Below are 24517 nucleotides of genomic sequence, written 5' to 3' on the forward strand. Positions count from 1 at the left end.
CATGAAGAAAGCAGGATTCATGGAGAAAAATCAAATTCAGGATAAAGAGCGACGGATTCGTACTGTGGCAGATTCAAGGACAGAACAGGTACATTTGATTATGCATCAGCACTTAAATGCAGGCGGCCGTCTGTTTGGGGGAATGCTGATGCAGTGGGCAGATGAGGTGGCCAGTGTGGTGGCCATGCGTCATGCAGGCACCAACCGTGTGACCACAGCTGCCATTGATAATCTTCAGTTTAAAGAAGCAACCTATGAAGGAGAGCTTTTGGTACTGATCGGATATGTTACCTGTGTAGGTAATACCTCTATGGAAGTGGAAATCGATACGTATGTGGAAAGGTCAGATGGCATGCGCTATTCTGTGAACCGTGCATTTTTTGTCATGGTGGCAATGGACGAAAACGAGCATCCTATGCAGGTACCGGGGCTTAAGATTTGTACTGAGGCAGAAAAGGGCAGACATGAGGCAGGGCTCCTTAGGAAAAACATGCGGAAGAACCGTATGAAGACAGGATTTTAGAAGATATTCAGTGAAAAGCGGTTATCCTTTTATAAAAACAAAAGTCTAAAAATTGTATGAAATCCTGCCGGGGTTGGTTGACAAGATGGGGATACTCTGTAATAATAAAATAGTATTTTTACTGGATTTGTAACTGTGAGGGTACAGAACAGTTATGATTTATGTCCAGGTCTTTATTGTTTATGATCCAATTTTCGGGAGGAATATATATTATGAAAAAACGTTATCTAATCCTGGCAGGGCTGCTTGTCTGTGTGGCAGCTGTAGCAGGATGTGGATGTGGAAAAAAGAGCAAAGACGATGGAAAACAGTCTGAGACGCAGGTAACAGTAGCACCTGCATCAGATGAACAGAAGAAAGATGGCTCTTCCGGCAGTGACACAGAACTGGTGGATATGGAAAAGAGCACAGATGAAGATATTACCAATATTATGGGAGAGAAGACAAGCACATCTTCCAAGGTGGTTGTGATCAATAAGACAGGTTCTGAAGTTGCCAGGATCTATATCCGTCCTAATTCCGATGAGGATGATGACTGGGGTGATGATCTTGTGAACGGTATGTTTACTTTGAAGGATGGGGATAAGGCCCTGTACTACTTTGAGAAGAATGCCAAGGATGCATCTGGTAATACCGTTTCCAGCTATGACATCCGTATTTCTTACACAGATGAGAATAAGAGCGAGTGCTTCTTCAGAAAGATCCCTCTTCAGAATATCAGCCAGATCACTTTGAAGATGGATGGCTCAGGAGATTCTTCTATTCCCTATGCTACTTACTTAACAGGCAGCAGCAAGAAGGAGACCTCCACACTTACAGAGGTTAAGAAGCGTCTGGGGCTGATCGATGATGATGGACAGAGTACAGATGGAAGCGACAATGATACAGATGTTACACCTACTCCTGGAGTGACCTCTGCACCGGCTGCTACTACTGCTCCTACTCCTACCCCGGATCCTAATAATACAGATCCTACAGACAATAGTGCCAGCGTGGCAGAGCAGTATATCGGGCAGTCCCTGGACAACCTGATCGCAGCATGTGGGGAGCCCCAGGGCAGTGACTATCAGAATGAGCCGGAGACTGGAGAGACAGGCTACCATTATTATCCATCTTTTACAGTTTCTACTACTGTGGACGAGAGTGGGAATGAGATTGTTGCAGGTGTATGGTAATAAGTACTGCCATTTGGCAGGAGCAGGTTACGACGAGCAGAGTGAGCATTAACCAGAGAATAATCGAAGCAAAGGCAGGATTTTACAATGGAAATGAAAAGAGTACTATTAAAATTAAGTGGTGAGGCACTGGCAGGCCCTAAGAAGACAGGCTTTGATGAGGCTACAGTGATCGGAGTTGCGAAGCAGATCCACCAGATCGTATCTGAAGGTCTTCAGGTAGGGATCGTGATCGGAGGCGGCAATTTCTGGCGGGGACGTACCAGCGGTGCCATGGAGCGCAGCAAGGCAGATCAGATTGGTATGCTCGCTACTATCATGAACTGCATTTATGTATCCGATATCTGCAGATATGTAGGCCTTTCTACAGAGATTTATACGCCATTTACCTGTGGTGCATTTACCAGACTGTATTCCAAGGACAGCGTAGAGGAGAGCTTTGCACAGGGTAAGGTAGTATTTTTTGCCGGTGGTACAGGTCATCCTTATTTTTCTACAGATACAGCGACTGTGCTTCGTGCAGTGGAGATCAGCGCAGATGCTATCCTTCTTGCAAAAGCAGTGGATGGTATTTATGACAGTGATCCCAAGGTAAATCCGGATGCAGTGAAGTATGATGAGATTTCCATACAGGAAGTGGTTGATAAGAAACTGGCAGCTATGGATCTTACTGCATCTATTATGTGTCTGGAGCAGAAGATGCCTATGCTGGTATTTGGTCTTGAGGAAGAGAACAGTATTGTAAATACTGTTCATGGTAAATTCTCCGGTACAAAAGTAACCGTGTAGAAAATAGAGAATAACAGGAGAGGGAGATTGAACAATGGATGAGAGAATTCAGAAATATGAGGACAAAATGAAAAAGACCCTGAGTGGTTTTGAGACAGAGCTTACAACGATCCGTGCAGGACGCGCTAATCCGCATATCCTTGATAAGCTGACAGTAGATTACTATGGAACACCTACCCCCCTTCAGCAGGTAGCCAATATTACCGTTCCTGAAGCACGTTTGATCCAGATCCAGCCATGGGAGAACAGTCTGATCAAGAAGATCGAGAAAGCTATTCTGTGTTCTGACCTGGGCCTGAATCCAAGTAATGACGGCAAGGTGATTCGTCTTCTTTTCCCGGAACTTACAGAGGACCGTCGTAAAGAGCTTGTCAAGGATGTTAAGAAGAAAGGGGAAGCAGCGAAGGTTGCTGTCCGCAATATCCGCAGGGATGCCAATGATGCTTTCAAGAAACTGAAAAAAGAAGATGTTTCTGAAGATGAAGTAAAGGAACTTGAAGAGAAAGTCCAGAAACTGACAGATAAGTATATCAAGGATGTAGATGCTGCAGTTGATAAGAAATCCAAAGAAATTATGACAGTATAAGCGCTATATATGGGAGGACTGCTGCAAATAAGGCATTGTCTGTTTGCGGCAGTCCTTTTGTGCAGTCTTAAAAGAAGGAGAGAATATGAAGGTACCCAATCATGTTGCGATCATTCTGGATGGGAATGGCAGATGGGCGAAAGCAAAGGGCATGCCAAGAACTTACGGGCATGTAAAAGGCTGTGCCAACCTGGAAACCATTTGTGATGATGTAAAAGACTTAGGAATCAAATATCTGACAGTATATGCGTTTTCCACAGAGAACTGGAAGCGTTCCAGGGATGAGGTGGAAGCGCTGATGAAGCTTTTTAGAAGCTATCTGAAAAAGTGTGTGAAAATTGCAGAAAGAAATAAAATGCGGGTGAAGATCATAGGAGATACCTCTGTATTTGATGAAGTGATCCGGGAGAGGATCCACTACCTGGAAGAAGTATCTAAGGATTATGACGAACTGTATTTCCAGATCGCACTGAATTATGGCAGCAGGGATGAGATTACCAGAGGTATGCGAAGGATGGCACAGGATGCTGCAGAAGGGAAGCTGATTCCGGCACAGATTACAGAGGAAACCATAGAGGGATATCTGGATACTGCTGGAGTACCAGATCCGGACCTTCTGATCCGCACAAGCGGAGAACTGCGTCTGTCCAATTTTCTCTTATGGCAGCTGGCATATACAGAGTTTTATTTTACAGAAGTTCCATGGCCGGATTTTGATAAACAAGAATTAATCAGAGCCATTGAGAAATATAATCAAAGAGACAGAAGATACGGTGGGGTAAAGGAGGAACAGCATGTTTAAAACAAGACTTATAAGCGGGATCCTGCTGGTAGCAGTGGCACTTCTTACGATCATGAGCGGCAGTTACGTACTGTTTTTTACCCTTCTCGGGATTTCCCTGATCGGTATGCAGGAATTATATAAGGCCATGCAGGTTCATAAAGAGAAGTTTACTCTTCTGGAGATCACAGGCTATGTGGGGGCTGTGGTATATTACATTGCCATGGCAGCAGACTATGAGAAATATGGCATGATGGGCTTGATCCTGGCATTGATCCTTCTGCTTTTTGTATATGTGTTTACATATCCAAGATTTCATGCAGGAGGAGTAATGGAAGCCTTTTTCGGGATCGTCTATGTTGCGGTTATGCTTTCTTTTATTTACCTTACCCGTAATCTTACAGATGGCAAGTATATTGTGTGGCTGATCTTCTTATGCTCCTGGGGATGCGACACCTGCGCTTACTGTACAGGTATGCTCATCGGTAAGCACAAGATGGCTCCTGTACTAAGCCCTAAGAAATCGGTGGAAGGAGCTGTAGGAGGTGTGGCAGGAGCCGCACTTCTGGGTGCATTATATGCAGCAGCCACCGGTGGTAAAGTGGCAGAGTATGCCTTGATCTGCGCGGTTGGAGCGCTGATCTCCATGGTAGGCGATCTGGCTGCTTCTGCCATCAAGAGAAATCAGGGAATCAAGGATTACGGCAAACTGATCCCGGGACATGGAGGAATCCTTGACCGTTTTGACAGTGTGATCATTACTGCACCGGTAATCTATTATCTGGCAACCCTGATCCTGGGCTGATCTATATAGGAAGAGAGGATGCACTTTTTATGAAAAAAATAGCAATTTTAGGTTCTACCGGATCTATAGGCACCCAGACATTGGATGTAGTCCGGGGCAATAACGATATACAGGTTCTTGGTATCAGCGCAGGGAGAAATATCCTTAAGCTGGAAGAACAGGTACGGGAGTTCCATCCCAGGCTGGTAGCTGTATGGGATGAACAGGCTGCAAAAGACCTGCAGATACGGATCGCAGATCTGCCTGTAGAAGTGGTTTCGGGTATGGACGGTCTGCTTCAGCTGGCAACGATGGATGAGACAGATATACTTGTGACGGCTGTGGTAGGGATGATCGGGATCCGTCCTACTATGGAAGCCATCTGTGCAGGAAAAGACATTGCACTTGCCAATAAAGAGACCCTGGTAACAGCCGGGCATCTGATCATGCCCCTTGCAAAGGAAAAGGGAGTACAGATCCTGCCGGTAGACAGTGAGCACAGTGCCATTTTTCAGGCTATTCATGGAGAAAACAAAAAAGAGATCCATAAGCTTCTGATCACAGCCTCCGGCGGACCTTTCAGAGGAAGAAAACGGGAAGATCTGCAGCAGGTGACTGTGGCAGATACATTAAAACACCCTAACTGGGTTATGGGACAGAAGATCACAGTAGATTCAGCAACCCTGGTGAATAAAGGACTTGAGGTAATGGAAGCAAGATGGCTGTTTGATATGGATCTTGATCATATTCAGGTAGTGGTACAGCCTCAAAGTATTATCCATTCCATGGTTGAATTTAAAGATGGGGCAGTGATGGCACAGCTTGGGACACCGGATATGCGCCTGCCCATCCAGTATGCCCTGTATTATCCTGAGAGACGTTATCTGGATGGGGAACGCCTTGACTTCCATAAACTCAGGCAGATCACCTTTGAAGAACCGGATATGGATACGTTCCTGGGGCTTCCAATGGCAATCCAGGCAGCGCAGGCTGGAGGCAGCATGCCTACTGTCTTTAATGCAGCCAATGAGCTGGCAGTGAAGCTATTTCTTCAGGAAAAGATCCGTTTTCTGGATATTTATCAGATTATCGGGCAGTCTATGGGAAGACATAAAGTGATCCGGCATCCGGATCTGGATCAGATTCTGGATGTGGAAAAAGAAACCTATCAGTGGATTGAAAGCAGGTGGTAGATTGAAGATCATTCTGGCAATCATTATTTTCAGTGCAATTGTATTGTTTCATGAGTTGGGACATTTTCTGCTGGCAAAGAAAAATGGGATCGTAGTTACAGAGTTTTCCCTGGGAATGGGGCCAAGGCTTGTAAGTACGGTAAAGGGAGGAACCAGGTATTCTCTGAAGCTGCTTCCTCTTGGCGGATCCTGTGCCATGCTGGGGGAGGATATGGAGGATGACCGGCCTGGCACTTTCAATGCGGCATCTGTCTGGGGACGGATCGCAGTGGTGGCAGCAGGTCCTGTTTTCAATTTTATTTTGGCATTTGTACTTTCGGTGATCATGGTTTCTCTGGCAGGATATGACCCTGCAGAGGTACTGGATGTAAAGACTGAATCTTCAGCAGAGAAGGCAGGTCTTCAGACAGGAGATGTGATCACGGAATATGAAGGATATACCATTGATCTATCCAGGGATCTGTACCTGTATACGTATTTTAATCCTGCACAGGAAGACAAGACCGTACACATGACGGTAGATCGTGACGGTCAGGAGATCAATCTGGCCTTTAAGCCGGATGTATCTGTCAGGTATCTGCTTGGCTTTAACAGAAGCGATGCTTCCTCTATGGAGGTGGAATCCCTGATCCAGGGAATGCCTTTGGAGGAAGCTGGTCTTCAGGCAGGGGATGTGATCACATCCATTAACGGGGTTAAAGTGGCAGACGGAGATGAATACCAGGCATATATTGATGAGCACCCGCTTTCCGACGAGCCTGTACAGATCACTTATGAGCGAAATGGACTGGAATATGATGCCACCATTACGCCAAGGGAATACCGTACCCCGGATCTTGGATTTTCCTATAATGCAGGTTATCAGAAGACAACAGGGATGGCTGTATTGAAATACAGTGCCTATGAAGTAAAATATCTGATCCGCTCTACCATTATGAGCCTGAAAGAGCTGATCACCGGACACCTGGGGATCAAGGATCTGAGCGGACCGGTAGGTGTGGTGGATGCCATCGGTACCACCTATGAACAAAGCAAAAAAGAAGGAACACTTGCAGTATGGGTAAACATGATCTATATGGCAATCTTTCTTTCTGCAAACCTGGGTGTTATGAACCTGCTCCCCATCCCTGCACTGGATGGAGGAAGGCTTATCTTCCTGGTGATTGAAGCAGTGCGGAAAAAGCCGGTGAACCGTCAGGTGGAAGGGATGGTTCATTTTGCCGGGCTGATGCTCCTTATGCTTTTGATGGTGGTAGTGATGTATAATGATCTTCTGAAGATTTTTTAATGTAATATTTTATATCTGAGGTCTGGAAAATCCGGGCCTCTTTTTGTTGCCCCAAAACCGGCACAAGATTCTACCTTGGTTCATATGCTAATCTGAAAAGCATTTTTTGAGGGACTATATGGGGGCAGTTTCAAAAATTCATGCCATGGAAGAAAATATAGACAAGGGAAAGCTTCAGGTAACAATAAGATCAGGGACAGACAATCATCCGGTAGAAAATGCGTTGGTCAGAATATCCTATACCGGTGACCCGGACAGCTTTGTTGAAGAGGTACGCACAGACGAATCCGGTCAGACACCGGTACTGGAATTAAAGTCTCCGCCTTTGGAATACAGTATGAGTGCAGACCAGGAAAAGCAACCATATGCAGAGTATACTGTACAGGTAGAAGCAGAAGGATATGAAAAGGAAGAGGTGGCCGGAACAGAAGTGTTGCCAAAAGTACTGGCAAAACAGCCAGTTCTGCTGGCGGCACGGAATATAACTGATTCTTATCAGAGGATTGTGATACCCCCTCATACATTGTTCGGGGATTATCCGCCTAAGATTGAAGAGGCAGAAGTAAAGCCAATAGAGGAATCCGGTGAGATCGTTCTTAGCAAAGTGGTAATTCCGGAATACGTTGTGGTTCATGACGGACCAGCCAATGACCCATCAGCATCCAATTATTATGTTCGGTACAGAGACTATATAAAAAATGTGGCGAGCAGTGAAATCTATGCCACCTGGCCGGACGATACCATCCGGGCAAATGTGCTGGCTATCATGTCATTTACATTAAACCGTGTATATACGGAATGGTACCGGAATGTTCACTAATTCGGTATTGCAGGAACATTCAGTTTGATGAGTTATGTATTAAAGTTCATGGAAAAAACGCTTATACCATAGAGAATAACAAGAATAGGGAAGATTAAAGAACTGCCTAAATTGGACTTTCCATATTAGTGCGAATACTGTATAGTATAAAATATAAGCAGTAGTCTAAATTTTCTAATAAGCGATTTTTCAGGCAATATCTGCCACTGATTCCAAAGATAAAAATACATAATTTTAAAGAGATTAAGTATTTGATAAAACTTGTCAAAATGTTATAATGTAGGTACAAAAAGGAGTGTTATATGAATAATACGATTTTTGATGATGTGTTCCGTACAATGATTGAGAAGATGCCATATCTGGCAGTACCGCTGATTAACGAGGTATTCCATACATCATATCCGGAAGATGTGAAGATCACACAGCTTCGTAATGAACATCAGCAGGAGGATGGAGAGATCATTACAGATTCTTGTCTGCTGATCGGGAAAAAAATGTATCATATTGAATGTCAGAGCACAGATGATACGACAATGGTTATTCGTATGATTGAGTATGATTTTGCGATCGGCATAGAACATGCAGAGAAACAAGGACGCAGATACAGGATAGAATTTCCAAAGTCCTGCGTACTATTTCTGAGAAGTTCTGGAAATACGCCGGATTATCTGAAAGCAGATGTGGTTTTTCCAGATGGAAATACATACTTATATTCCATACCGACTATAAAAATGGCTGACTATACAAAAGACAGCATTTTTGAGAAAAATCTGTTAATGTTGTTGCCGTTTTATATTATGAGATACGAGAAAAAAGGACATGATTTTAATAACAATCCAGAATTATTTCAGGTACTCTTAAATGAATACGAGGAAATTCGGATAAGTCTGGAAAAAGAACTGACAGAAACAGGAAGATCGGAGCTATATACAGATCTGACGAAACTGATTGTAAAGATTGCGGATTATATTTTTCAAAAAGAAGAGGATGTCCGGAAAGGAATAGGTGAGATAATGGGTGGAAAAGTTCTGGAACTGGAATCTGAAAGACTTAAAGCAGAAGGAAAAGCGATTGGTCAGGCTCAGGGAGAAAATCGCTTGGGAAGCTTGATTACTAGACTGATCCAAGATCAGAGAACTGAAGAAATTCCAATTGTATCAGTAGATTCTAAGCGACGTGAGCAGTTATATAAAGAATATAATCTTTAAGAAGAATGTTGATACCTCTATCCTATAATAAAGCTGATAGACCATGCTTTAGGGAATATCAGCAGGACCAGACGTCGCAGAAAAAATATCTGGATTTTCTGAGAGCATGGCTTAAGGATAAAGATTATATTGCTATGGCTTATATGACTGGCATTCTTCCTGTAAAAAAATATGGATCACATTCTGCCTTGAATATGTTTATGGAGTATTCTATGACAGATCCCGGCAATCTGGCAGAATATTTTGGCTTTACTGAGAGGGAAGTGTCAGTTCTTTGTGAGAAATATGAAATGAGTTTTGATGATGTAAAAACATGGTATGATGGTTACAAATTTATAGTGCATCGACAGTCGGGTGATGAGTATTTTTCTATGTATAGCCCGAAATCTGTTGTTGAAGCAATGTTAAGACATAAATTTGGTACTTACTGGAATCAGACAGAAACATATGAAGCGTTAAAAACTTATATTCAGATGGATATGGATGGGTTACAGAATGCAATTGTCAGAATGCTTGCAGGTGAATCAATAAAGGTGAATGTGGGTACGTTCAGTAATGATATGATTACATTTGCTACTAAGGATGATGTATTGACATTGCTTGTCCATTTAGGATATCTGGATTATGATGGTACAAAAGAAATGGTCAGTATCCCTAATAAAGAGGTTGCTCAAGAGTATGTAAACGTAATTAGTACAATGAATTGGCATGGCGTAGCTGATTCTGTGGAATCATCTCGCAAACTATTAGAAGCATTGTGGGAAGGGGATGCAGATGCCGTGGCAGCGGGAATTGAGAAAGCACATGATGAAATTTCAATTCTACAATATAATGACGAAAATTCACTTAGCTGTACGATTAATCTTGCATTTTATTTTGCAAGGGAATATTATACGATAGTTCGTGAATTGTTTACAGGTAAAGGGTTTGCTGATGTATGTATGATTCCACGTAAACGATATGTGGATAAGCCGGCGATAGTCATTGAATTGAAATGGGATAAAAGCGCAGTTGGTGCATTAGATCAGATTAAAGAAAAACAATACGGAAATGCATTAAAAGACTATCAGGGGAATTTATTGCTGGTTGGTATTAATTATAATAAGACGACTAAGAAGCATGAATGTGTCATAGAGACTATGCATAAATGAAAAGTTGGGAAGTACATGAGAATTGAAATGATAGATCGAATGAGTCATGGGAGGAAGAGATATGTATTGTACAAGATGTGGAAGAAAGCTGGAAGAAGGGGAGGTATGCACCTGCACACAGGATCAAAAGAATAAGAAGGTACAGGAGAAGGCTCCCACACAGTCATCTAACGAGAATCAGAAGGCAGTGGAAACGGCGCAGGAGCAGTCGTCAAAACAGGCAGAATGGCTGCAGGAGAGTGGTACACAGGCACTTAAGTGTATCAAAGAATTTCTTGGAAAAGTGTTACAGATCCTGAAGAAACCTGTTTCAGAAACAGAAAGGCTTGCAGCTGAAAATACGAAAACAACAAGCATGCAATTTATTTTGGTAAAAGCAGCGATCGTATTGATCCTTGTGTTAGTGACTACAGCAGGAATCAGAAAAGAATACGGCGGTATGATCGAAGTACCATATGCCAGCGTGTTGATCCTTACATTGCTAACTACCATTGGATACGACTGTATGGAAGCACATTTTATGAATTTTTTTGGCAGGGCATTTGGCGGTATTACGTCTGTTAATAACATGTACTGCGTAGTTGGTGTTCGGGCAGTATTTGATTTTGTACTGATGGTGGTTACTGCAATTTTATCTGTTTTTTCAGACAGTCTGGCAGTATGTGTTTATCTTGGGATTATGATGCTGATCCCCTTTGTTCAGTTTGCTTCGTTCAGGGCTGCCATTAATGCAGATGAAAATAAAAAGGTGTATGCCTTTTTTGTATCTAAGCTCTGTAGTATTCTGATCATAGGCATTTTAGTATATCTGATTGGCAAAGATACGGTAAATGATATGATGAGTACGTTATCATCCGGGTTTTACAGTGCCTTTTAAGAAAGAAAAAACGTACATATAATCCCAGTATAAGGAATACAGCTGTAATAAGAATGATCGGGGCTGGAGTATGTATGAAAGATTCTGAACATAATCATGAATATGACTGTGTGGAAATGCTGTCGGAGTCCGGGATAAAGCTATATTTGGAATTTCCGAAACAAGCAGAGATGAACGATATAAAGATCCTGCAGGAAGCAAGGGAAATCCTTTCGGGAGTGCTGAAAGAAAGCCTGACCCGGTCAAAAGGCGGTTTATTGCATGAAGAAAGTGCGGATCCTGTTAAGAGTAAGCTCTAATCAGCAGCTGGAGGCAGACGGTGATTTAAGCGTGCAAAGGCAGCTGGTGACCGAATACATACAGCAGCATCCGGACTGGAAGCTGGATGCAAAGGAGTATTTTGAAGGAAGTAACAGCGGTTATCAAAATGCTGTTACTGACCGGGATGTGCTACAGGAAGCACTGGAGGACGCACGAAAGAAAGAATATGATATTCTGGTTGCGTACAAGGACGACCGGATAGGACGCCGTATGTGGGAGATCGGTGCTTATGTGATGTCACTGAAAAAATACGGCGTAGATATTTATACTGTGAAGGACAATTGCATCTCACCGGAATCAGACGATATTATGGGGCAAATGGTGCTGGCACTTCGTTATGGGAATGCACAGAAAAGCAGTTCAGATACCGGCATGCGGGTAAAAGATACTGCAAAAAAGCTGGTACAACAGGGGAAATTTATGGGTGGCAAAGCACCCTATGGATACAAACTGGAACTGTCCGGAGAGATCAGTAAACATGGTCGGGCGCTGAAGCACCTTGTGATCTGGCAGGAACAGTGTGAGGTGGTTCGATTTATCTATGAACAGGCCTTACATAAGGAATATGGCTCTGTAAAAATCGCCAAAATCCTGAACAGCCATGAAAAGTATAAGCACATGGCTCCCAATGATGTGTGGAAAGCCGGAACCATCACCAGTATCCTGACCAATCCCATATATGCGGGGTATACAGCATACAACAGAAGAACCAGGATTGATGGAAAATACCACAAGATCGGTAGTGAGAACTGGATCCTTGCGGCTACGCCTGATCCTGGTATTTCTATTGTTGATGCAGATGCATGGAACCGGGTTCAGTATATGCGAAAAGAAAGAGCGGACAGAATTGCTAAAACTGAAGACCAGCAGAAACGGGATTCTGTGGTGATCCGGAATCATCTGGGTACTTTAGCCCTTATTGATGTTCTGTATTGCAGCTGCTGTGGGTGTAAAATGACCAATGGCACCCGATATAATTATTGGAAAATAAAGGGCACCAAAGAACAGAGATCCAGTAAGACCAGAGTTTATAAATGTCAGAACAAGGATAGGGGAATACCTCATCCGGGAACAGGGGCATACAGGGCAGATAAGATTGAATTAATTGTTTTTGAGATCATTTCTGAATATGTAGAAAAGCTTCAGAAAAACAAAGATGTGGCCGAAGAAATTAAACTTTATAAGCAGTCCGAAAAGAAGACATTAATAGCAGCATTGGAAAAAGAATGTCAGGCGCTGGACAGGATCAAGAAAAGAATTAATGTGATGGAAGATCAGATTCCACAGGCTATGACCGGGGAATATCCATTGTCCTTAGAGGAACTTGTTCCTCTGATAGATAAGCAGAAACAGGCGTGTACCCGACAGCAGAAAATAATTAAGGAAAAAGAAATGATACTGGAAAGCATGGACAGACCCGATTCTGAATGGAAGCTTTCCACGGAAAATGTTCCTACATGGAAGCAGGTATTTATGGGTGCAGATCCCCATACCAAAAGGATTCTGATCAATAAACTGGTAGAAAAAATCCACATAAAGGAGAAGCAGATAACAGTACGGTTCCGCATCCCGTTGGAGGAATCTGACACTTTATTGGTTGAATCATGAGATATGAGCAACGGTCTGCGAACTTTTGCCAGCACTTGCTATTTGACAGGGCAGATGATAAAATTAAGTTATATTTATTTTTATCTACTACTTCAGACGGAAGGAGGGATTACAGAAATGGGAGAACTGTTAAAGCTGCCAGTAGGGATTGATGATTTTGAAAAGATACGTAAAGAAAAGTTTTATTATGTGGATAAAACTAAGCTGATTGAACAGATCCTTGAACAGTGGGGAGAAGTAAACCTGTTTACCAGACCACGTCGTTTTGGAAAAACATTGAATATGAGTATGCTCCAGCATTTTTTTGAGATCGGAACTGATAAAGCTTTGTTTGATGGGCTTTATATTTCAGGTAAATCAAAACTCTGCGAAGAATATATGGGACAGTTTCCGGTAATATTTCTGTCGCTCAAAGAAGTGGACGGACTTACTTTTGCAAGTGCTAGATATCGTTTGACTGAATTAGTGGGTATAGAAGCAGAGCGTTTTTCTTTCCTGGCAGACAGTGATAAACTATCAGAAAATGAAAAAGAAAAGTACAGGACATTGATCAGGCTGTGCGATGGAAAATATTCCATGGGTGAGGAATTACTGAAATCTTCTCTGAAAATATTATCTCAGCTTTTATATAAGTACTATGAAAAGAAAACCATTATTATAATAGACGAATATGATGTCCCATTAGATAAAGCCTTCCAACATAATTATTACAAAGAAATGGTATCATTGATTCGGGGATTATTTGGTCAGGCCCTTAAGACGAATAATGCCCTGCAGTTTGCCGTTTTAACAGGATGTCTCAGGGTATCTAAAGAAAGCATTTTTACAGGCCTGAATAATTTTAAAGTGCTTTCTATTACAGATGCCCGCTTTGATGAACAGTTTGGATTTACTGACGAAGAGGTTATCAGGCTTTTGCATGACTATCATCTGGATGACCATTTAACTGAGACGAAAGAGTGGTATGATGGATATCATTTCGGAAATACGGATGTTTATTGTCCTTGGGATGTGATCAATCATGTAGACCGGCTTCTTGGGGAGCCAGGCGCGGAACCCCAGTCATATTGGATCAATACCAGTGGTAATGACCTTGTAAAAAGATTTATTTCCAAAGCGGATAAAACTACTAGGAATGAGATTGAGCGTCTGATTGCCGGGGAGTCTATTGTGAAAGCTGTCCGAACAGAACTGACTTATGATGAGATAGACGACAGTATAGATAATCTTTGGAGTATTTTGTTTACAACTGGTTATCTTACACAGAAGGGAAAGCCAGAGAGGGATGTTTATCATCTGATTATTCCAAACAAAGAGGTACGGGATGTTTATATCCTTCAGATCAGAGAATGGTTTAACAATACAGTTCTCCATGATACAGAGCCGGTGAGAGAACTTTTGCAGGCATTTGAAAACGGAGATGTCGGAATTATTGAGAAACAGCTTACCAGAATTCTTGGGAACACAATTAGCATTTTTGATACAAAGGCCCGGAGTGAAGAGAAGGAAATCTTTTATCACGGAATACTTCTGGGACTATTAAGGTGTGAATCAAACTGGCTGATCCAGTCAAATATAGAGTCAGGGGATGGGCTTGTAGATATATTGGTTGAGCCGGAAGATCCTGATGCGGGGATGATTATTGAATTAAAGTATGCACAGACATTTGATGGATTGGAAAAAGCATGTGAAAGGGCAATGAGTCAGATACGGGAGCGACGTTATGATGAACGCCTTCGTAACGAGGACAGAAATAATATACTGGCATATGGGATTGCTTTCTGTAAAAAGAAGTGCAAAGTGATCGTTGAAAGAATGTAAAGAATAAATTTTTATATAACAGTGATTGTGAGAAAATGGAGAAGAGAAACTATGATTTGAGGGGGCTTGTCGGCCCCCTCAAATTTATGCCCAGTCATTTTGGACTTCATTTAATTTTGGGTTAAGTAACTTTTCAAGATTAACAAAAGCAGCCTTCCAGGCCAGTTCAAAAGTAAGATTAAACTGACCAATAATGCCTGTTCTGTAAATATCATTTGTTTCTGCAAACTTAAAATCAGCATTTTTCAGTATAGACAGGCAGTTTGAAAAATTATCAAGCTTTTTCATAAATGACAACACCATCCTTTTTTATTTCTTTATTTAGTTCATCTGAAATTGGCAAATCTGCCTGTACAATATCAAACATTAATAGAGAATTGATTTTTTCTTTCACATCCCAATAAAAACTGTCAAAATCTCCACCGTATACTGCAATATCGATATCGCTTCTTTTGGTGTTAGTACCTCGTGCACGGGAACCAAATAATATAATTCTTGTGACGGAATACTTTCGGGCATAAAAAAAAAGCTCTCTTAAAACCCGATCCGGAAGATCATATCCTATTTTCAGTGACCTCCATGTCTGATGTTGAATAAGAAATTGTAGTCAGGATTTTTCTATAGAATAGCATATTTGAAAATAATTAACAAGCATGGCTAATCCAATCCTGCATTGCCAATTCCATATCCAATTCCATATATATGCACGGAATGTGCGTGTAATCCTGAATGACTATATAACAGGTGGTACCGGAATAAAGGCTATGATTTTACCATTACTTCATCTACAGCCTATGATCATAAATGGATTCGGGGAAGGAATATTTTTGATTCCATTGAACGGATCGTGGATGAACTTTTTGAAAACTATCTTTCCAGGCCAAATGTGCGTCAGCCGATCCTGACCCAGTATTGTGATGGCCGGAAGGTAGAGTGCCAGAGCCGTGGGTGGATGACACAGTGGGGGAGCAAGGCTCTGGGTGACAGAGGATATTCTGCTATAGAAATCCTCAGATATTTTTATGGGAATGATATGTATATCAATGTAGCCGAGGAAATCTCAGGAGTTCCTGCCTCGTGGCCAGGGTACGATCTGGATATTGGTGCGTCCGGAAGTAAGGTTCTGCAGATCCAGGAGCAGTTAAATGCCATCAGTCAGGCATATCCTGCACTTCCAAGGGTAAATGAGGACGGAATCTATGGACCGCTTACAAAGGCTTCTGTGCGGAAATTTCAGAACATTTTCGGCCTTCCGGAAACCGGGATCGTGGACTACAGTACCTGGTACAAAATCCAGGAAATCTATGTAGGTGTCACCCGGATCGCAGAGCTTCAGTAAACATAAAATCTGCTGGGATGTACAAATAAAAGAATGAATCAATAATATGTGCGTTTATTATTTTTATTTGTAAAAAACGGTGGTACAATATACGTAAACATAAAAAGGACATGAGAGTACAAATGAAGAAAAAACTGAGAAACGGATTATTGATATTTTTATTCCTTCTGCTTATTCCGCAAATGGTGTGGGCCGGGGATATGCAGGTGCATTTTCTGGATGTAGGTCAGGGTCTATCTATATTGGTGCAGTCAGAAGGAGAGAATCTTCTTTATGATGGAGGTGGCAGGGATGCTTCCAGTTATGTGGTTTCCTATCTGCAAAATCAGGGCGTGCAGCAGTTGGATTATATGATTGCATCACATTATGATGCAGATCACATCAGCGGGCTGGTTGGCTGTCTTAGCAGTTTCCCGGTAGAGAACCTGATAGGGCCGGATTATGTGCATGATTCCCAGCTGTATACTTCTTTTATGGGTAAGGCAAAACAGATGGGATTAAAGATGCAGCATCCATCGGTTGGGGATGTGTATCCTGTTGGCAGTGGGACTTTTACTGTGTTGTCACCGCAAAATGCCAGTGATCAGGATAGTAATAACAGCTCTGTTGTGATCCGGCTGGATAATGGAGAAGACAGCTTTTTATTCACCGGAGATGCAGAACATGACAGCGAGGAACAGATGGTATCAGCCGGGCTTGACCTGGAATGCACAGTACTGCAGGTAGGCCATCACGGCTCAGCAAGTTCCACAAGCTGGGATCTTCTTCAGGCAGCAGTGCCTGAATATGCAGTAGTTAGCTGCGGCAGTGGGAACAGTTACGGACATCCGGATGCAGATACCATGGAAAAACTGCAGTCCATGGGGATCCAGGTATTACGTACGGATAAACAGGGAACAGTGACAGCGTACTCCGGAGGAAACGGGATCACCTGGGATGTTTCTCCTTGTGATGATTATACACCTGGGAATCCGGACGATACCGGCACAATGGCAGGCGATGCAGGTGTTGCTGCATATACGTACACACAGGGAGCAACCGAAAACAGCCAGAGCACTGATGCAGATACACAGGATCTGGGGGATGGAAACTCTGATCAGGAAACCGAAGCAGAGCAGCAGGTCTGGATCTCTGCAACTGGAAGCAAGTATCACAGCAGACCAGACTGTGGGAATATGAATCCTTCTAAGGCAGTGGAAATGCCGGTGGATCAGGCTGTGGCACAGGGGTATGAGGCCTGCAAAAAATGCTGGTGACAGCCACCTGGTGTGAGAGCAGATAAATCATAGATGAATAGAAAAATCCGTGTAATCATGATTTTGGTGTTTTGACACCAAAATCATTACAAACATTCTGAGAAAGAAATTCTAAAAAATATCTTGACTTCTGAAAAATGATTTGCTATAATTCTATCTGTTGCGAGGGCGAAAGACAAAAAGCCCATGAAATGCAGCATGCGGAAGTGTCGGAACTGGCAGACGAGCAAGACTAAGGATCTTGTGAGCATTGCGCTCGTGTGGGTTCAAGTCCCATCTTCCGCATTAAGTAAGAAACCTTTTGGATGTAAAGGTTTCTTTTTTTATGCATTTATTCTTTTTTTAATGGAGAAAATCTGTTATACTTAATAAGTATGACAAAAATTGGGAAACTTAACAGGGTATACATTAGTATACCTGAATAAAAATGGTGGTGTAGAATATTTGAAAGAACAGACAAGAGTAACATTCACAAAGGAGGAACTGGCTGCTAAGGTAAAGGTTCCTGCGATTGTGGAACAGGATTTAAAAAGGATCATCAGTGACCGTCTGGAGCAGTGCGGATTGTATTACCGGGTTTTTTCACGTACAAAGACGGCTGCATCCATGGCACATAAATTTGAATTAAAGGATTATAGTGCTGAGGATAAGAAGCTGCAGGATCTGGTAGGAGTAAGGATCAACCTTTATTTTGATGATGATGTGGATATCTGCCAGAATATTGTAGAGAATACTTTTGATGTAGAGGGATGGTCCACATCAGAGCGCAGCGAAGAAGAGTTTAAGCCGACCAAGCTGAACGGGGTATGTAAGCTGCCGGAGTATCTTAGATCTGAGATTTCCCCAGAAACGTGGGATATGTGTATTGATGACACATTTGAGATCCAGATCAAAACCATGTTTTTTGAAGGATGGCATGAGATTGAGCATGACATGCGTTACAAGGGTGAGGAGCTTTGGCATAATTATAAGGGATTTTCCAGATACTTTAACAGTATTCTGGCTACATTGGAGCTGTGTGACAAATCTATGGTCACTTTATTTGAGGATCTGGGACATTCCCTTTATAAGTCAGGCAGATGGAGCGATATGATCAAAAGCCATTTCCGCCTGAAGCTTGGAGAAGGAACTCTTTATCCGGAGGTTGCCAGCCTTTTAGATGAGGATAAAGACAAACAGGTAGATAATCTGGCAAAGCGAATTTACAAAACCAGTAAACAGACTTTGGTGGAACAGCTTTTAAAGCGTCCCAAGAAAACACCTATTAATGTAAATACTATTATTGCATTGTTAAATGACAGCCAGTTTCACGACAGCCGGCTGACAGCGATCTTTAAGGAGCGGGACGTATACAATGACGGCCGTGAGGAGATCCCAGGTGAGTCCAGGCATTATGAGATGAAGCCATTGATCCGTTATAATGTTTTCCAGATGAATACACGGGTGGATGGAAGCCGGATCAAGGATTCTTCTGCCTGTGACGCTGTTTCTATTTTTCAAAAATCGGCAGATATTATTTATCAGTGGATCGTAGAGAAATATGGCGGCCTGTTTAAGAGCATGCCAAGGGAAACCGTGACCTATCACGCAGATATCCTGGCTTACCATGTGGCTGTGAACTATAATCCGGAAGCACTTCGGATGAATATGCATGTGCGCCATATGGATCTGGAGGTTGGCGGACGTATCTGGTATTCAGAAGCCGGTCTGGAAGTGAAAGATGGACAGGTGCTTCTGAAAGTATGCAACGGATATGCAGATCCGCAAAGAGAGCATTCCGCCCAGGAACCTGGAGTGGTATTCTTCAGTTACCCCGGATATTATAAGTCTATTGTAGACGAGGTGGGAATCATCAGCGGGATTTCCTGCTCCAACCGGCGCAGGATTTTAAAGGAGGATCAGTTTTCCATGCTGGCTGCAGCACTTAAGGATCCCAAGAGGATGTTTCCAGTAGTGCTGGTTATTTCCAGAAGCACACCGGATGGCATGATGGATGAGGATTGGCTGGGGCAGTTCCGTGTATCGGATTTTACAAGAACTGTATGGCGGTATGCCCATGTATTTACCTGCCACGAAAGCACAGGTAAGAAGTTTCTTCATGTTGCAGGAGTTGATCCAAGACAGATTGAGGATATTCCCAGATTATATATTTTCTGGCCAGGGAAAGAGATTGATGATTATGGACCTGAGGATGTGGAGAACTGCAGCTTTGGCCGTCACCTGGAGGCAAGGGGAGACGCCCGTACCTATGATATTGTAAGAGGAGGACAGGCATTTTACCATAAGATCGTTACAGATCTGAGGGAATGGAATGTGTCTGCAGATATGTGGGAAGGCTTTAAGCTGGAGACCCTTACTGAGATTCCTAAATAAAATCCAAAATAAAATCCATAACAAAATCTAAAACAAAATCCCTGTGGAACACGGTTTTTTAAATTGTTCCACAGGGATTTCTTTTCTTGAAGACAAAAAAAGAAACCTTTCTAATAAAAGGTTTCGAAAATACTAATGCGGAAGATGGGACTTGAACCCACACGAGCGCAATGCTCACAAGATCCTTAGTCTTGCTCGTCTGCCAGTTCCGACACTTCCGCATGCTGCATTTCATGGGCTTTTTGTCTCTCGCCCTCGCAACAAAACGTAGTATATCAAAAGCCCTATGGAAAGTCAACAGCTTTTTTGAAAAAATAAAATAATTTTCAAGATTTTTTTGAAAAAAAGAGGAATTTGCAATTTTGTGTAGAATATAATTAATAAGAGGTTTGTCTCAGTTGATCCGGCAGAGGGGATGTGCTGCCGGGCACATGGTTGTTCTGTGGAGGAAATTGGATGAATATCAGAGAGAGCATGGAACAAAGAGAACGGGAGCTTTTAAGCCCTTATGCTGCTCTAAGCGGTGATTCCAGGGGGCGTGGCAGACCGGAAGAAGAATGTGATGTGCGAACTGTTTATCAAAGAGACAGGGACCGGATCCTGCACTGCAAGGCTTTCCGCAGGATGAAGGACAAGACACAGGTTTTTCTTGCGCCGCAGGGAGATCACTACAGGAACCGGCTTACCCATACTCTGGAGGTATCGCAGATCGCACGTACCATTGCAAAGGCATTGCGGCTGAATGAGGATCTGGTGGAGGCCATTGCCCTGGGTCATGATCTGGGCCATACACCTTTCGGTCATGCAGGAGAGCGCGCACTAAACCAGGTACATCCAGGAGGATTTGAGCATTGCAGTCAGAGTCTTCGGGTGGTAGAACTTCTGGAGAAGAATGGGGAAGGACTGAATCTGACCTGGGAGACCAGGGATGGGATCCTAAATCATCGTACCAGCGGTCATCCTTCCACACTGGAGGGACAGGTGGTGCGCTTTGCTGATAAGGTCGCCTATATCCATCATGATATGGATGATGCCCAAAGAGCTGGGATTCTGACAGAGGATGATCTGCCAGTTACACTTAGGATGTTTCTTGGGTATACCACACGTGAGAGGCTGAACACCTTTGTACATGATATTATTGAGAACAGCCTGGACCGTCCGGCGATCAGTATGTCGCCTCAGGTACAGGAGGCAATGATGGATCTTCGCAGCATCATGTTCCAGGATGTTTACCTGAATCCTGTAGCAAAGAAAGAAGAATCCAAGGCAATCAAGATGCTTACTGAATTATATCAGTATTATATAGAACATCCGGAAGCTATGTCTGGTGAATACAGGGAGCTGATCAGCAGGAAGCAGGAGTCTGTGGCTCAGGCTGTATGCGATTATCTTGCAGGGATGACAGACCAGTATTCCATGGAAAAGTTCCGGGAAATATATATTCCGAAAGCATGGGAAGTATATTAGCTGGGAGATGACTCCCACCTCTATAGGTGGTGAGAAACAAGCTTGTATCAGTGGTGGGAGTCAATCCCCCAGCTGATATAGCCTCCGGCAGGATTGCAGAGGTGCGCAGTAGAAGTGAGTCGTGCAATTGCACGACGCGCACCTCGCAGCAAGAATGCCGAGGCATTCTTGAATATAGAGGAGGATGCACATGCGATATTCTGACGATATTATTGAAGAAGTCAGGATGAAAAATGATATTGTGGATGTGGTTTCACAATATGTGAAACTTACCAGGAAAGGCAGCTCTTATTTTGGACTGTGTCCATTCCACAATGAGAAAACGCCTTCCTTTTCTGTTACGCCATCCAAGCAGATGTATTACTGCTTTGGTTGTGGTGCAGGAGGAAACGTATTTAATTTTGTAATGGAATATGAGAATTATTCCTTTGGTGAGGCTCTTTCCCATCTGGCAGACCGGGCGGGGGTACAGCTTCCAAGGATCGAATATTCCAGCGAAGCCAGGGAAAAGGCAAAGCAGAGGGAGACTCTTCTTGAGATCAACCGGCAGGCTGCCCAGTATTTTTATTATCAGCTTCGCAGAGAAAGCGGACAGATCGGTTATCGATATCTTACGGACAGAGGATTAAGTGATGAAACCATCCGGAAATTTGGCCTTGGGTACTCGGACAAGTTCAGCGATGACCTTTACAAATTTCTGAAAGGCAAGGGATATGGTGACGATCAGCTGCGGGACAGCGGTCTGTTTAATGTGGATGAGCGTCATGGAATGTATGACAAATTCTGGAACCGAGTTATTTTCCCAATTATGGATGTGAATAACCGGGTGATTGGTTTTGGTGGCAGGGTCATGGGAGATGGAAAGCCCAAGTACTTGAATTCCCCGGAGACAAAGATCTTTGACAAAAGCCGTAACCTGTATGGGCTGAATGTGGCTCGTACATCCAGAAAGCCATATCTGATCCTGTGCGAAGGTTATATGGATGTGATCTCCATGCATCAGTCAGGCTTTACCAACGCAGTGGCGTCCCTTGGAACCTCGCTTACTTCCGGGCACGCCAGCCTTCTAAAGCGCTACACCCAGGAGGTGCTGCTTTTGTATGACAGTGATGAGGCAGGAGTGAAGGCAGCATTACGTGCCATTCCCATATTGCGGGAAGCAGGGATCAATTCCAGAGTTGTGGATCTGAAGCCTCACAAGGATCCGGATGAATTTATCAAGACAGAAGGAGCAGAGGCCTTTCAGCAGAGACTGGATCAGGCAAGAGACAGCTTTATGTTCCGGGTGAGCGTATCAGAGAAGGAGTTCCCTATGGAGGAGCCGCAGGGACAGAATCGTTTCTTTGAACGGTGTGCACGTCTTCTTCTGGAGTTATCGGATGAGCTTGAGCGGAATCTTTACATAGAAGCCATTGTCAGGCAGTATCACAGATATGGGATCAGCGTGGAGGATCTCCGCAAAAGAGTAAATACCCTGGCTATGAAGGGAACGCCTATAGAGCAGCGGCAGCAGCCAAAGACTGTGGAAGCCCGTCAGGCACAGAAGAAGGAATCTGCAGCAGATAAGGCTCAGAAACTGATGCTGACCTGGCTTGTAACTTATCCGGGGATTTTTGATACAGTTGAGAAATATCTGTCTCCGGGGGATTTTATCGTTCCTTTATATCATGAAGTGGCAGAAATGCTTTTTGAACAGCATGCCCAGGGAGATGTGAATCCGGCACGGCTGCTGAACAGCTTTACTGACAGCGAAGAGCAGCGAGAGGTAGCATCACTTTTTAATGCAACCATCCATCTGGAAACAATGGAAGAGCAGGAACGGGCATTTAGCGACACTCTGATCCGTATTAAGCAGGAAAGTCTTGCAGAAAAAAATAAAAACTGGGATCCTACAGACATGGCTGGGTTGCAAGAACTTGTAAAGGCCAAGAAGGAACTGGAGGATCTGGGAAGAAAAAGACAGCAGCTGCATATTTCCTTTGAATAAGGATAAAATATAAACACTATATGGAGGTTAAAACACCTATGGAAATGAATATGGGCAAATTCAGTGAGAAACTTGTAGAGCTTCTGGAACTTGCAAAAAAGAAAAAAAATGTGCTGGAATATCAGGAAATCAGTGACTTTTTCAAAGACCAGCCACTGGATGTGGATCAGATGGAAAAGGTTTTTGATTTTCTGGAGGCCAGTGGTGTAGATGTTCTCCGTATCACTGGAAACAGCGGAGAAGACATGATCCTTGATGATGATGTGGATATTGACGGCCTGGATGATGAGGAAGAAGTGGAATTGGACAAGATCGACCTTTCTGTACCTGAAGGGGTAAGCATTGAGGATCCGGTCCGCATGTATCTGAAAGAGATCGGCAAAGTGCCTCTTCTTACAGCAGAAGAGGAAATCGAACTGGCAAAAAAAATGGAACAGGGAGATGAAGATGCTAAGAAAAGACTGGCAGAGGCTAACCTGCGTCTTGTGGTCAGTATTGCAAAGCGTTATGTAGGTCGGGGAATGCTGTTCCTTGATCTGATCCAGGAGGGAAATCTTGGACTGATCAAGGCAGTTGAGAAATTTGACTACAGAAAAGGCTATAAGTTCAGTACGTATGCTACCTGGTGGATCCGTCAGGCGATCACCAGAGCCATTGCAGACCAGGCAAGAACTATCCGTATTCCTGTTCACATGGTAGAGACCATTAACAAGCTGATCCGTGTTTCCAGACAGCTGCTTCAGGAGCTGGGACGGGAACCTACCCCGGAAGAGATTGCAGAAGAGATGGACATGTCTGTAGAACGAGTGCGTGAGATTCTGAAGATTTCCCAGGAACCGGTATCTTTGGAGACACCAATCGGTGAGGAAGAGGACAGTCATCTGGGTGATTTTATTCAGGATGATAATGTGCCTGTTCCTGCAGATGCAGCAGCCTTCACCCTTCTTAAGGAGCAGCTGGTAGAAGTTCTGGGAACCCTTACCGAAAGAGAGCAGAAAGTGCTTAGACTTCGTTTCGGATTGGATGACGGCCGTGCAAGAACATTGGAAGAGGTTGGCAAAGAGTTTAATGTTACCAGAGAGCGTATCCGCCAGATCGAGGCAAAGGCCCTTAGAAAGCTTCGCCACCCAAGCCGCAGCCGTAAATTAAAAGATTATTTGGATTGATCAG

Annotated in this window: 22 protein-coding genes, 2 tRNA genes and 1 pseudogene; 22 read left to right on the forward strand and 3 right to left on the reverse strand. The window is 43.3% G+C overall.

Going from position 1 to position 24517, the window contains the following annotated elements; all coding sequences use genetic code 11:
- Position 1: 1 nt before the first annotated feature.
- From OCV61_RS00880 to OCV61_RS00950, 15 genes are all read left to right on the forward strand, one after another.
- Complete coding sequence (locus OCV61_RS00880; protein WP_158420172.1) at positions 2–523, forward strand: acyl-CoA thioesterase; 522 nt, start codon at positions 2–4, stop codon at positions 521–523.
- Positions 524–735: 212 nt separating this feature from the next.
- Positions 736–1698 (forward strand): hypothetical protein, encoded by a 963-nt coding sequence (locus OCV61_RS00885; RefSeq protein WP_158420173.1) that lies wholly within the window; start codon positions 736–738, stop codon positions 1696–1698.
- A gap of 93 nt (positions 1699–1791) precedes the next feature.
- A complete protein-coding gene (pyrH, locus tag OCV61_RS00890; RefSeq protein WP_158420227.1) occupies positions 1792–2487 on the forward strand; it encodes a UMP kinase in 696 nt (231 codons plus the stop codon).
- 34 nt (positions 2488–2521) lie between these two features.
- Positions 2522–3073: a ribosome recycling factor gene (gene frr, locus OCV61_RS00895; RefSeq protein ID WP_158420175.1), complete on the forward strand. Its 552-nt coding sequence runs from the start codon at positions 2522–2524 to the stop codon at positions 3071–3073.
- 85 nt (positions 3074–3158) lie between these two features.
- Entirely contained in the window at positions 3159–3875 is a 717-nt protein-coding gene (locus OCV61_RS00900; protein WP_158420177.1) for an isoprenyl transferase, read from the forward strand.
- Positions 3868–4659, forward strand: coding sequence for a phosphatidate cytidylyltransferase (locus tag OCV61_RS00905; RefSeq protein WP_158420179.1), 792 nt, complete (start codon positions 3868–3870; stop codon positions 4657–4659). The genes OCV61_RS00900 and OCV61_RS00905 overlap by 8 nt, the downstream gene beginning before the upstream one ends.
- A 29-nt stretch (positions 4660–4688) precedes the next feature.
- Positions 4689–5831, forward strand: coding sequence for a 1-deoxy-D-xylulose-5-phosphate reductoisomerase (locus tag OCV61_RS00910; protein WP_158420181.1), 1143 nt, complete (start codon positions 4689–4691; stop codon positions 5829–5831).
- On the forward strand, positions 5788–7119 hold the full coding sequence (gene rseP, locus OCV61_RS00915; protein WP_158420183.1) for an RIP metalloprotease RseP: 1332 nt from the start codon (positions 5788–5790) through the stop codon (positions 7117–7119). The genes OCV61_RS00910 and rseP overlap by 44 nt, the downstream gene beginning before the upstream one ends.
- 118 nt (positions 7120–7237) lie before the next feature.
- Complete coding sequence (locus tag OCV61_RS00920; RefSeq protein ID WP_317258448.1) at positions 7238–7939, forward strand: carboxypeptidase regulatory-like domain-containing protein; 702 nt, start codon at positions 7238–7240, stop codon at positions 7937–7939.
- A 302-nt stretch (positions 7940–8241) separates the two neighbouring features.
- Positions 8242–9147 carry a hypothetical protein gene (locus tag OCV61_RS00925; RefSeq protein WP_158420184.1) on the forward strand — a complete coding sequence of 302 codons (906 nt, stop codon included), beginning with the start codon at positions 8242–8244 and terminating at the stop codon, positions 9145–9147.
- Between the two features lie 134 nt (positions 9148–9281).
- Entirely contained in the window at positions 9282–10298 is a 1017-nt protein-coding gene (locus OCV61_RS00930; protein ID WP_470257053.1) for a PD-(D/E)XK nuclease domain-containing protein, read from the forward strand.
- Between the two features lie 61 nt (positions 10299–10359).
- A complete protein-coding gene (locus OCV61_RS00935) occupies positions 10360–11175 on the forward strand; it encodes a hypothetical protein (RefSeq protein WP_158420185.1) in 816 nt (271 codons plus the stop codon).
- Positions 11176–11249: 74 nt separating this feature from the next.
- A complete protein-coding gene (locus OCV61_RS00940; RefSeq protein ID WP_158420186.1) occupies positions 11250–11474 on the forward strand; it encodes a hypothetical protein in 225 nt (74 codons plus the stop codon).
- Positions 11437–13104 carry a recombinase family protein gene (locus tag OCV61_RS00945; RefSeq protein WP_158420187.1) on the forward strand — a complete coding sequence of 556 codons (1668 nt, stop codon included), beginning with the start codon at positions 11437–11439 and terminating at the stop codon, positions 13102–13104. Before OCV61_RS00940 ends, OCV61_RS00945 begins: the two co-directional genes overlap by 38 nt.
- Before the next feature lie 117 nt (positions 13105–13221).
- Complete coding sequence (locus OCV61_RS00950) at positions 13222–14925, forward strand: AAA family ATPase (RefSeq protein WP_158420188.1); 1704 nt, start codon at positions 13222–13224, stop codon at positions 14923–14925.
- An 84-nt stretch (positions 14926–15009) separates the two neighbouring features.
- Here OCV61_RS00950 and OCV61_RS00955 read toward each other — a convergent pair whose 3' ends face one another.
- Positions 15010–15213, reverse strand: a complete 204-nt coding sequence (locus tag OCV61_RS00955) for a hypothetical protein (protein WP_158420189.1) — start codon at positions 15211–15213, stop codon at positions 15010–15012.
- Positions 15200–15520 carry a nucleotidyltransferase family protein gene (locus OCV61_RS18730; RefSeq protein WP_334292242.1) on the reverse strand — a complete coding sequence of 107 codons (321 nt, stop codon included), beginning with the start codon at positions 15518–15520 and terminating at the stop codon, positions 15200–15202. Before OCV61_RS18730 ends, OCV61_RS00955 begins: the two co-directional genes overlap by 14 nt.
- A 138-nt stretch (positions 15521–15658) precedes the next feature.
- Between OCV61_RS18730 and OCV61_RS00965 the strand changes: the two are divergent.
- The 4 genes and pseudogenes from OCV61_RS00965 to OCV61_RS00980 form a co-directional block, all read left to right on the forward strand.
- Positions 15659–16264: pseudogene (locus tag OCV61_RS00965) on the forward strand (peptidoglycan-binding domain-containing protein); the annotation flags it as partial.
- Positions 16265–16386: 122 nt separating this feature from the next.
- Positions 16387–17520 carry a ComEC/Rec2 family competence protein gene (locus tag OCV61_RS00970; RefSeq protein WP_158420191.1) on the forward strand — a complete coding sequence of 378 codons (1134 nt, stop codon included), beginning with the start codon at positions 16387–16389 and terminating at the stop codon, positions 17518–17520.
- A 200-nt stretch (positions 17521–17720) separates the two neighbouring features.
- A tRNA-Leu gene (locus OCV61_RS00975) sits at positions 17721–17805 on the forward strand.
- Positions 17806–17904: 99 nt separating this feature from the next.
- Positions 17905–19893 (forward strand): nucleotidyltransferase family protein, encoded by a 1989-nt coding sequence (locus OCV61_RS00980; RefSeq protein WP_158420192.1) that lies wholly within the window; start codon positions 17905–17907, stop codon positions 19891–19893.
- 136 nt (positions 19894–20029) lie between these two features.
- Here OCV61_RS00980 and OCV61_RS00985 read toward each other — a convergent pair.
- Positions 20030–20114, reverse strand: a tRNA-Leu gene (locus OCV61_RS00985).
- Positions 20115–20349: 235 nt separating this feature from the next.
- Here OCV61_RS00985 and OCV61_RS00990 point away from each other — a divergent pair.
- The 3 genes from OCV61_RS00990 to rpoD all read left to right on the forward strand — a co-directional run bounded on the left by OCV61_RS00990 (position 20350) and on the right by rpoD (position 24513).
- The gene (locus OCV61_RS00990) at positions 20350–21360 is read left to right on the forward strand and encodes a deoxyguanosinetriphosphate triphosphohydrolase (RefSeq protein ID WP_158420193.1); all 1011 of its coding nucleotides are present in this window, start codon (positions 20350–20352) and stop codon (positions 21358–21360) included.
- Positions 21361–21550: 190 nt separating this feature from the next.
- Positions 21551–23347 carry a DNA primase gene (gene dnaG, locus OCV61_RS00995; RefSeq protein WP_158420194.1) on the forward strand — a complete coding sequence of 599 codons (1797 nt, stop codon included), beginning with the start codon at positions 21551–21553 and terminating at the stop codon, positions 23345–23347.
- Between the two features lie 38 nt (positions 23348–23385).
- The gene (gene rpoD / locus OCV61_RS01000) at positions 23386–24513 is read left to right on the forward strand and encodes an RNA polymerase sigma factor RpoD (protein WP_158420195.1); all 1128 of its coding nucleotides are present in this window, start codon (positions 23386–23388) and stop codon (positions 24511–24513) included.
- Positions 24514–24517: the final 4 nt, after the last annotated feature.

The organism is Blautia ammoniilytica (genome assembly GCF_025566965.1).
Lineage (GTDB): Bacteria > Bacillota > Clostridia > Lachnospirales > Lachnospiraceae > Blautia_A > Blautia_A ammoniilytica.

Bases quoted from the DNA above. Each gene is read 5' to 3' on its own strand.
- OCV61_RS00905 (WP_158420179.1), top strand. From the start codon at position 3,868: ATGTTTAAAACAAGACTTATAAGCGGGATCCTGCTGGTAGCAGTGGCA.
- OCV61_RS00900 (WP_158420177.1), top strand. From the start codon at position 3,159: ATGAAGGTACCCAATCATGTTGCGATCATTCTGGATGGGAATGGCAGA.
- OCV61_RS00945 (WP_158420187.1), top strand. From the start codon at position 11,437: ATGAAGAAAGTGCGGATCCTGTTAAGAGTAAGCTCTAATCAGCAGCTG.
- dnaG (WP_158420194.1), top strand. From the start codon at position 21,551: ATGCGATATTCTGACGATATTATTGAAGAAGTCAGGATGAAAAATGAT.
- OCV61_RS00935 (WP_158420185.1), top strand. From the start codon at position 10,360: ATGTATTGTACAAGATGTGGAAGAAAGCTGGAAGAAGGGGAGGTATGC.
- frr (WP_158420175.1), top strand. From the start codon at position 2,522: ATGGATGAGAGAATTCAGAAATATGAGGACAAAATGAAAAAGACCCTG.
- rseP (WP_158420183.1), top strand. From the start codon at position 5,788: ATGTGGAAAAAGAAACCTATCAGTGGATTGAAAGCAGGTGGTAGATTG.
- OCV61_RS00970 (WP_158420191.1), top strand. From the start codon at position 16,387: ATGAAGAAAAAACTGAGAAACGGATTATTGATATTTTTATTCCTTCTG.
- OCV61_RS00910 (WP_158420181.1), top strand. From the start codon at position 4,689: ATGAAAAAAATAGCAATTTTAGGTTCTACCGGATCTATAGGCACCCAG.
- rpoD (WP_158420195.1), top strand. From the start codon at position 23,386: ATGGAAATGAATATGGGCAAATTCAGTGAGAAACTTGTAGAGCTTCTG.
- OCV61_RS00940 (WP_158420186.1), top strand. From the start codon at position 11,250: ATGAAAGATTCTGAACATAATCATGAATATGACTGTGTGGAAATGCTG.
- OCV61_RS00950 (WP_158420188.1), top strand. From the start codon at position 13,222: ATGGGAGAACTGTTAAAGCTGCCAGTAGGGATTGATGATTTTGAAAAG.
- OCV61_RS00930 (WP_470257053.1), top strand. From the start codon at position 9,282: ATGGCTTATATGACTGGCATTCTTCCTGTAAAAAAATATGGATCACAT.
- OCV61_RS00990 (WP_158420193.1), top strand. From the start codon at position 20,350: ATGAATATCAGAGAGAGCATGGAACAAAGAGAACGGGAGCTTTTAAGC.
- pyrH (WP_158420227.1), top strand. From the start codon at position 1,792: ATGAAAAGAGTACTATTAAAATTAAGTGGTGAGGCACTGGCAGGCCCT.
- OCV61_RS00885 (WP_158420173.1), top strand. From the start codon at position 736: ATGAAAAAACGTTATCTAATCCTGGCAGGGCTGCTTGTCTGTGTGGCA.
- OCV61_RS00920 (WP_317258448.1), top strand. From the start codon at position 7,238: ATGGGGGCAGTTTCAAAAATTCATGCCATGGAAGAAAATATAGACAAG.
- OCV61_RS00955 (WP_158420189.1), bottom strand. From the start codon at position 15,213: ATGAAAAAGCTTGATAATTTTTCAAACTGCCTGTCTATACTGAAAAAT.
- OCV61_RS00925 (WP_158420184.1), top strand. From the start codon at position 8,242: ATGAATAATACGATTTTTGATGATGTGTTCCGTACAATGATTGAGAAG.
- OCV61_RS00880 (WP_158420172.1), top strand. From the start codon at position 2: ATGAAGAAAGCAGGATTCATGGAGAAAAATCAAATTCAGGATAAAGAG.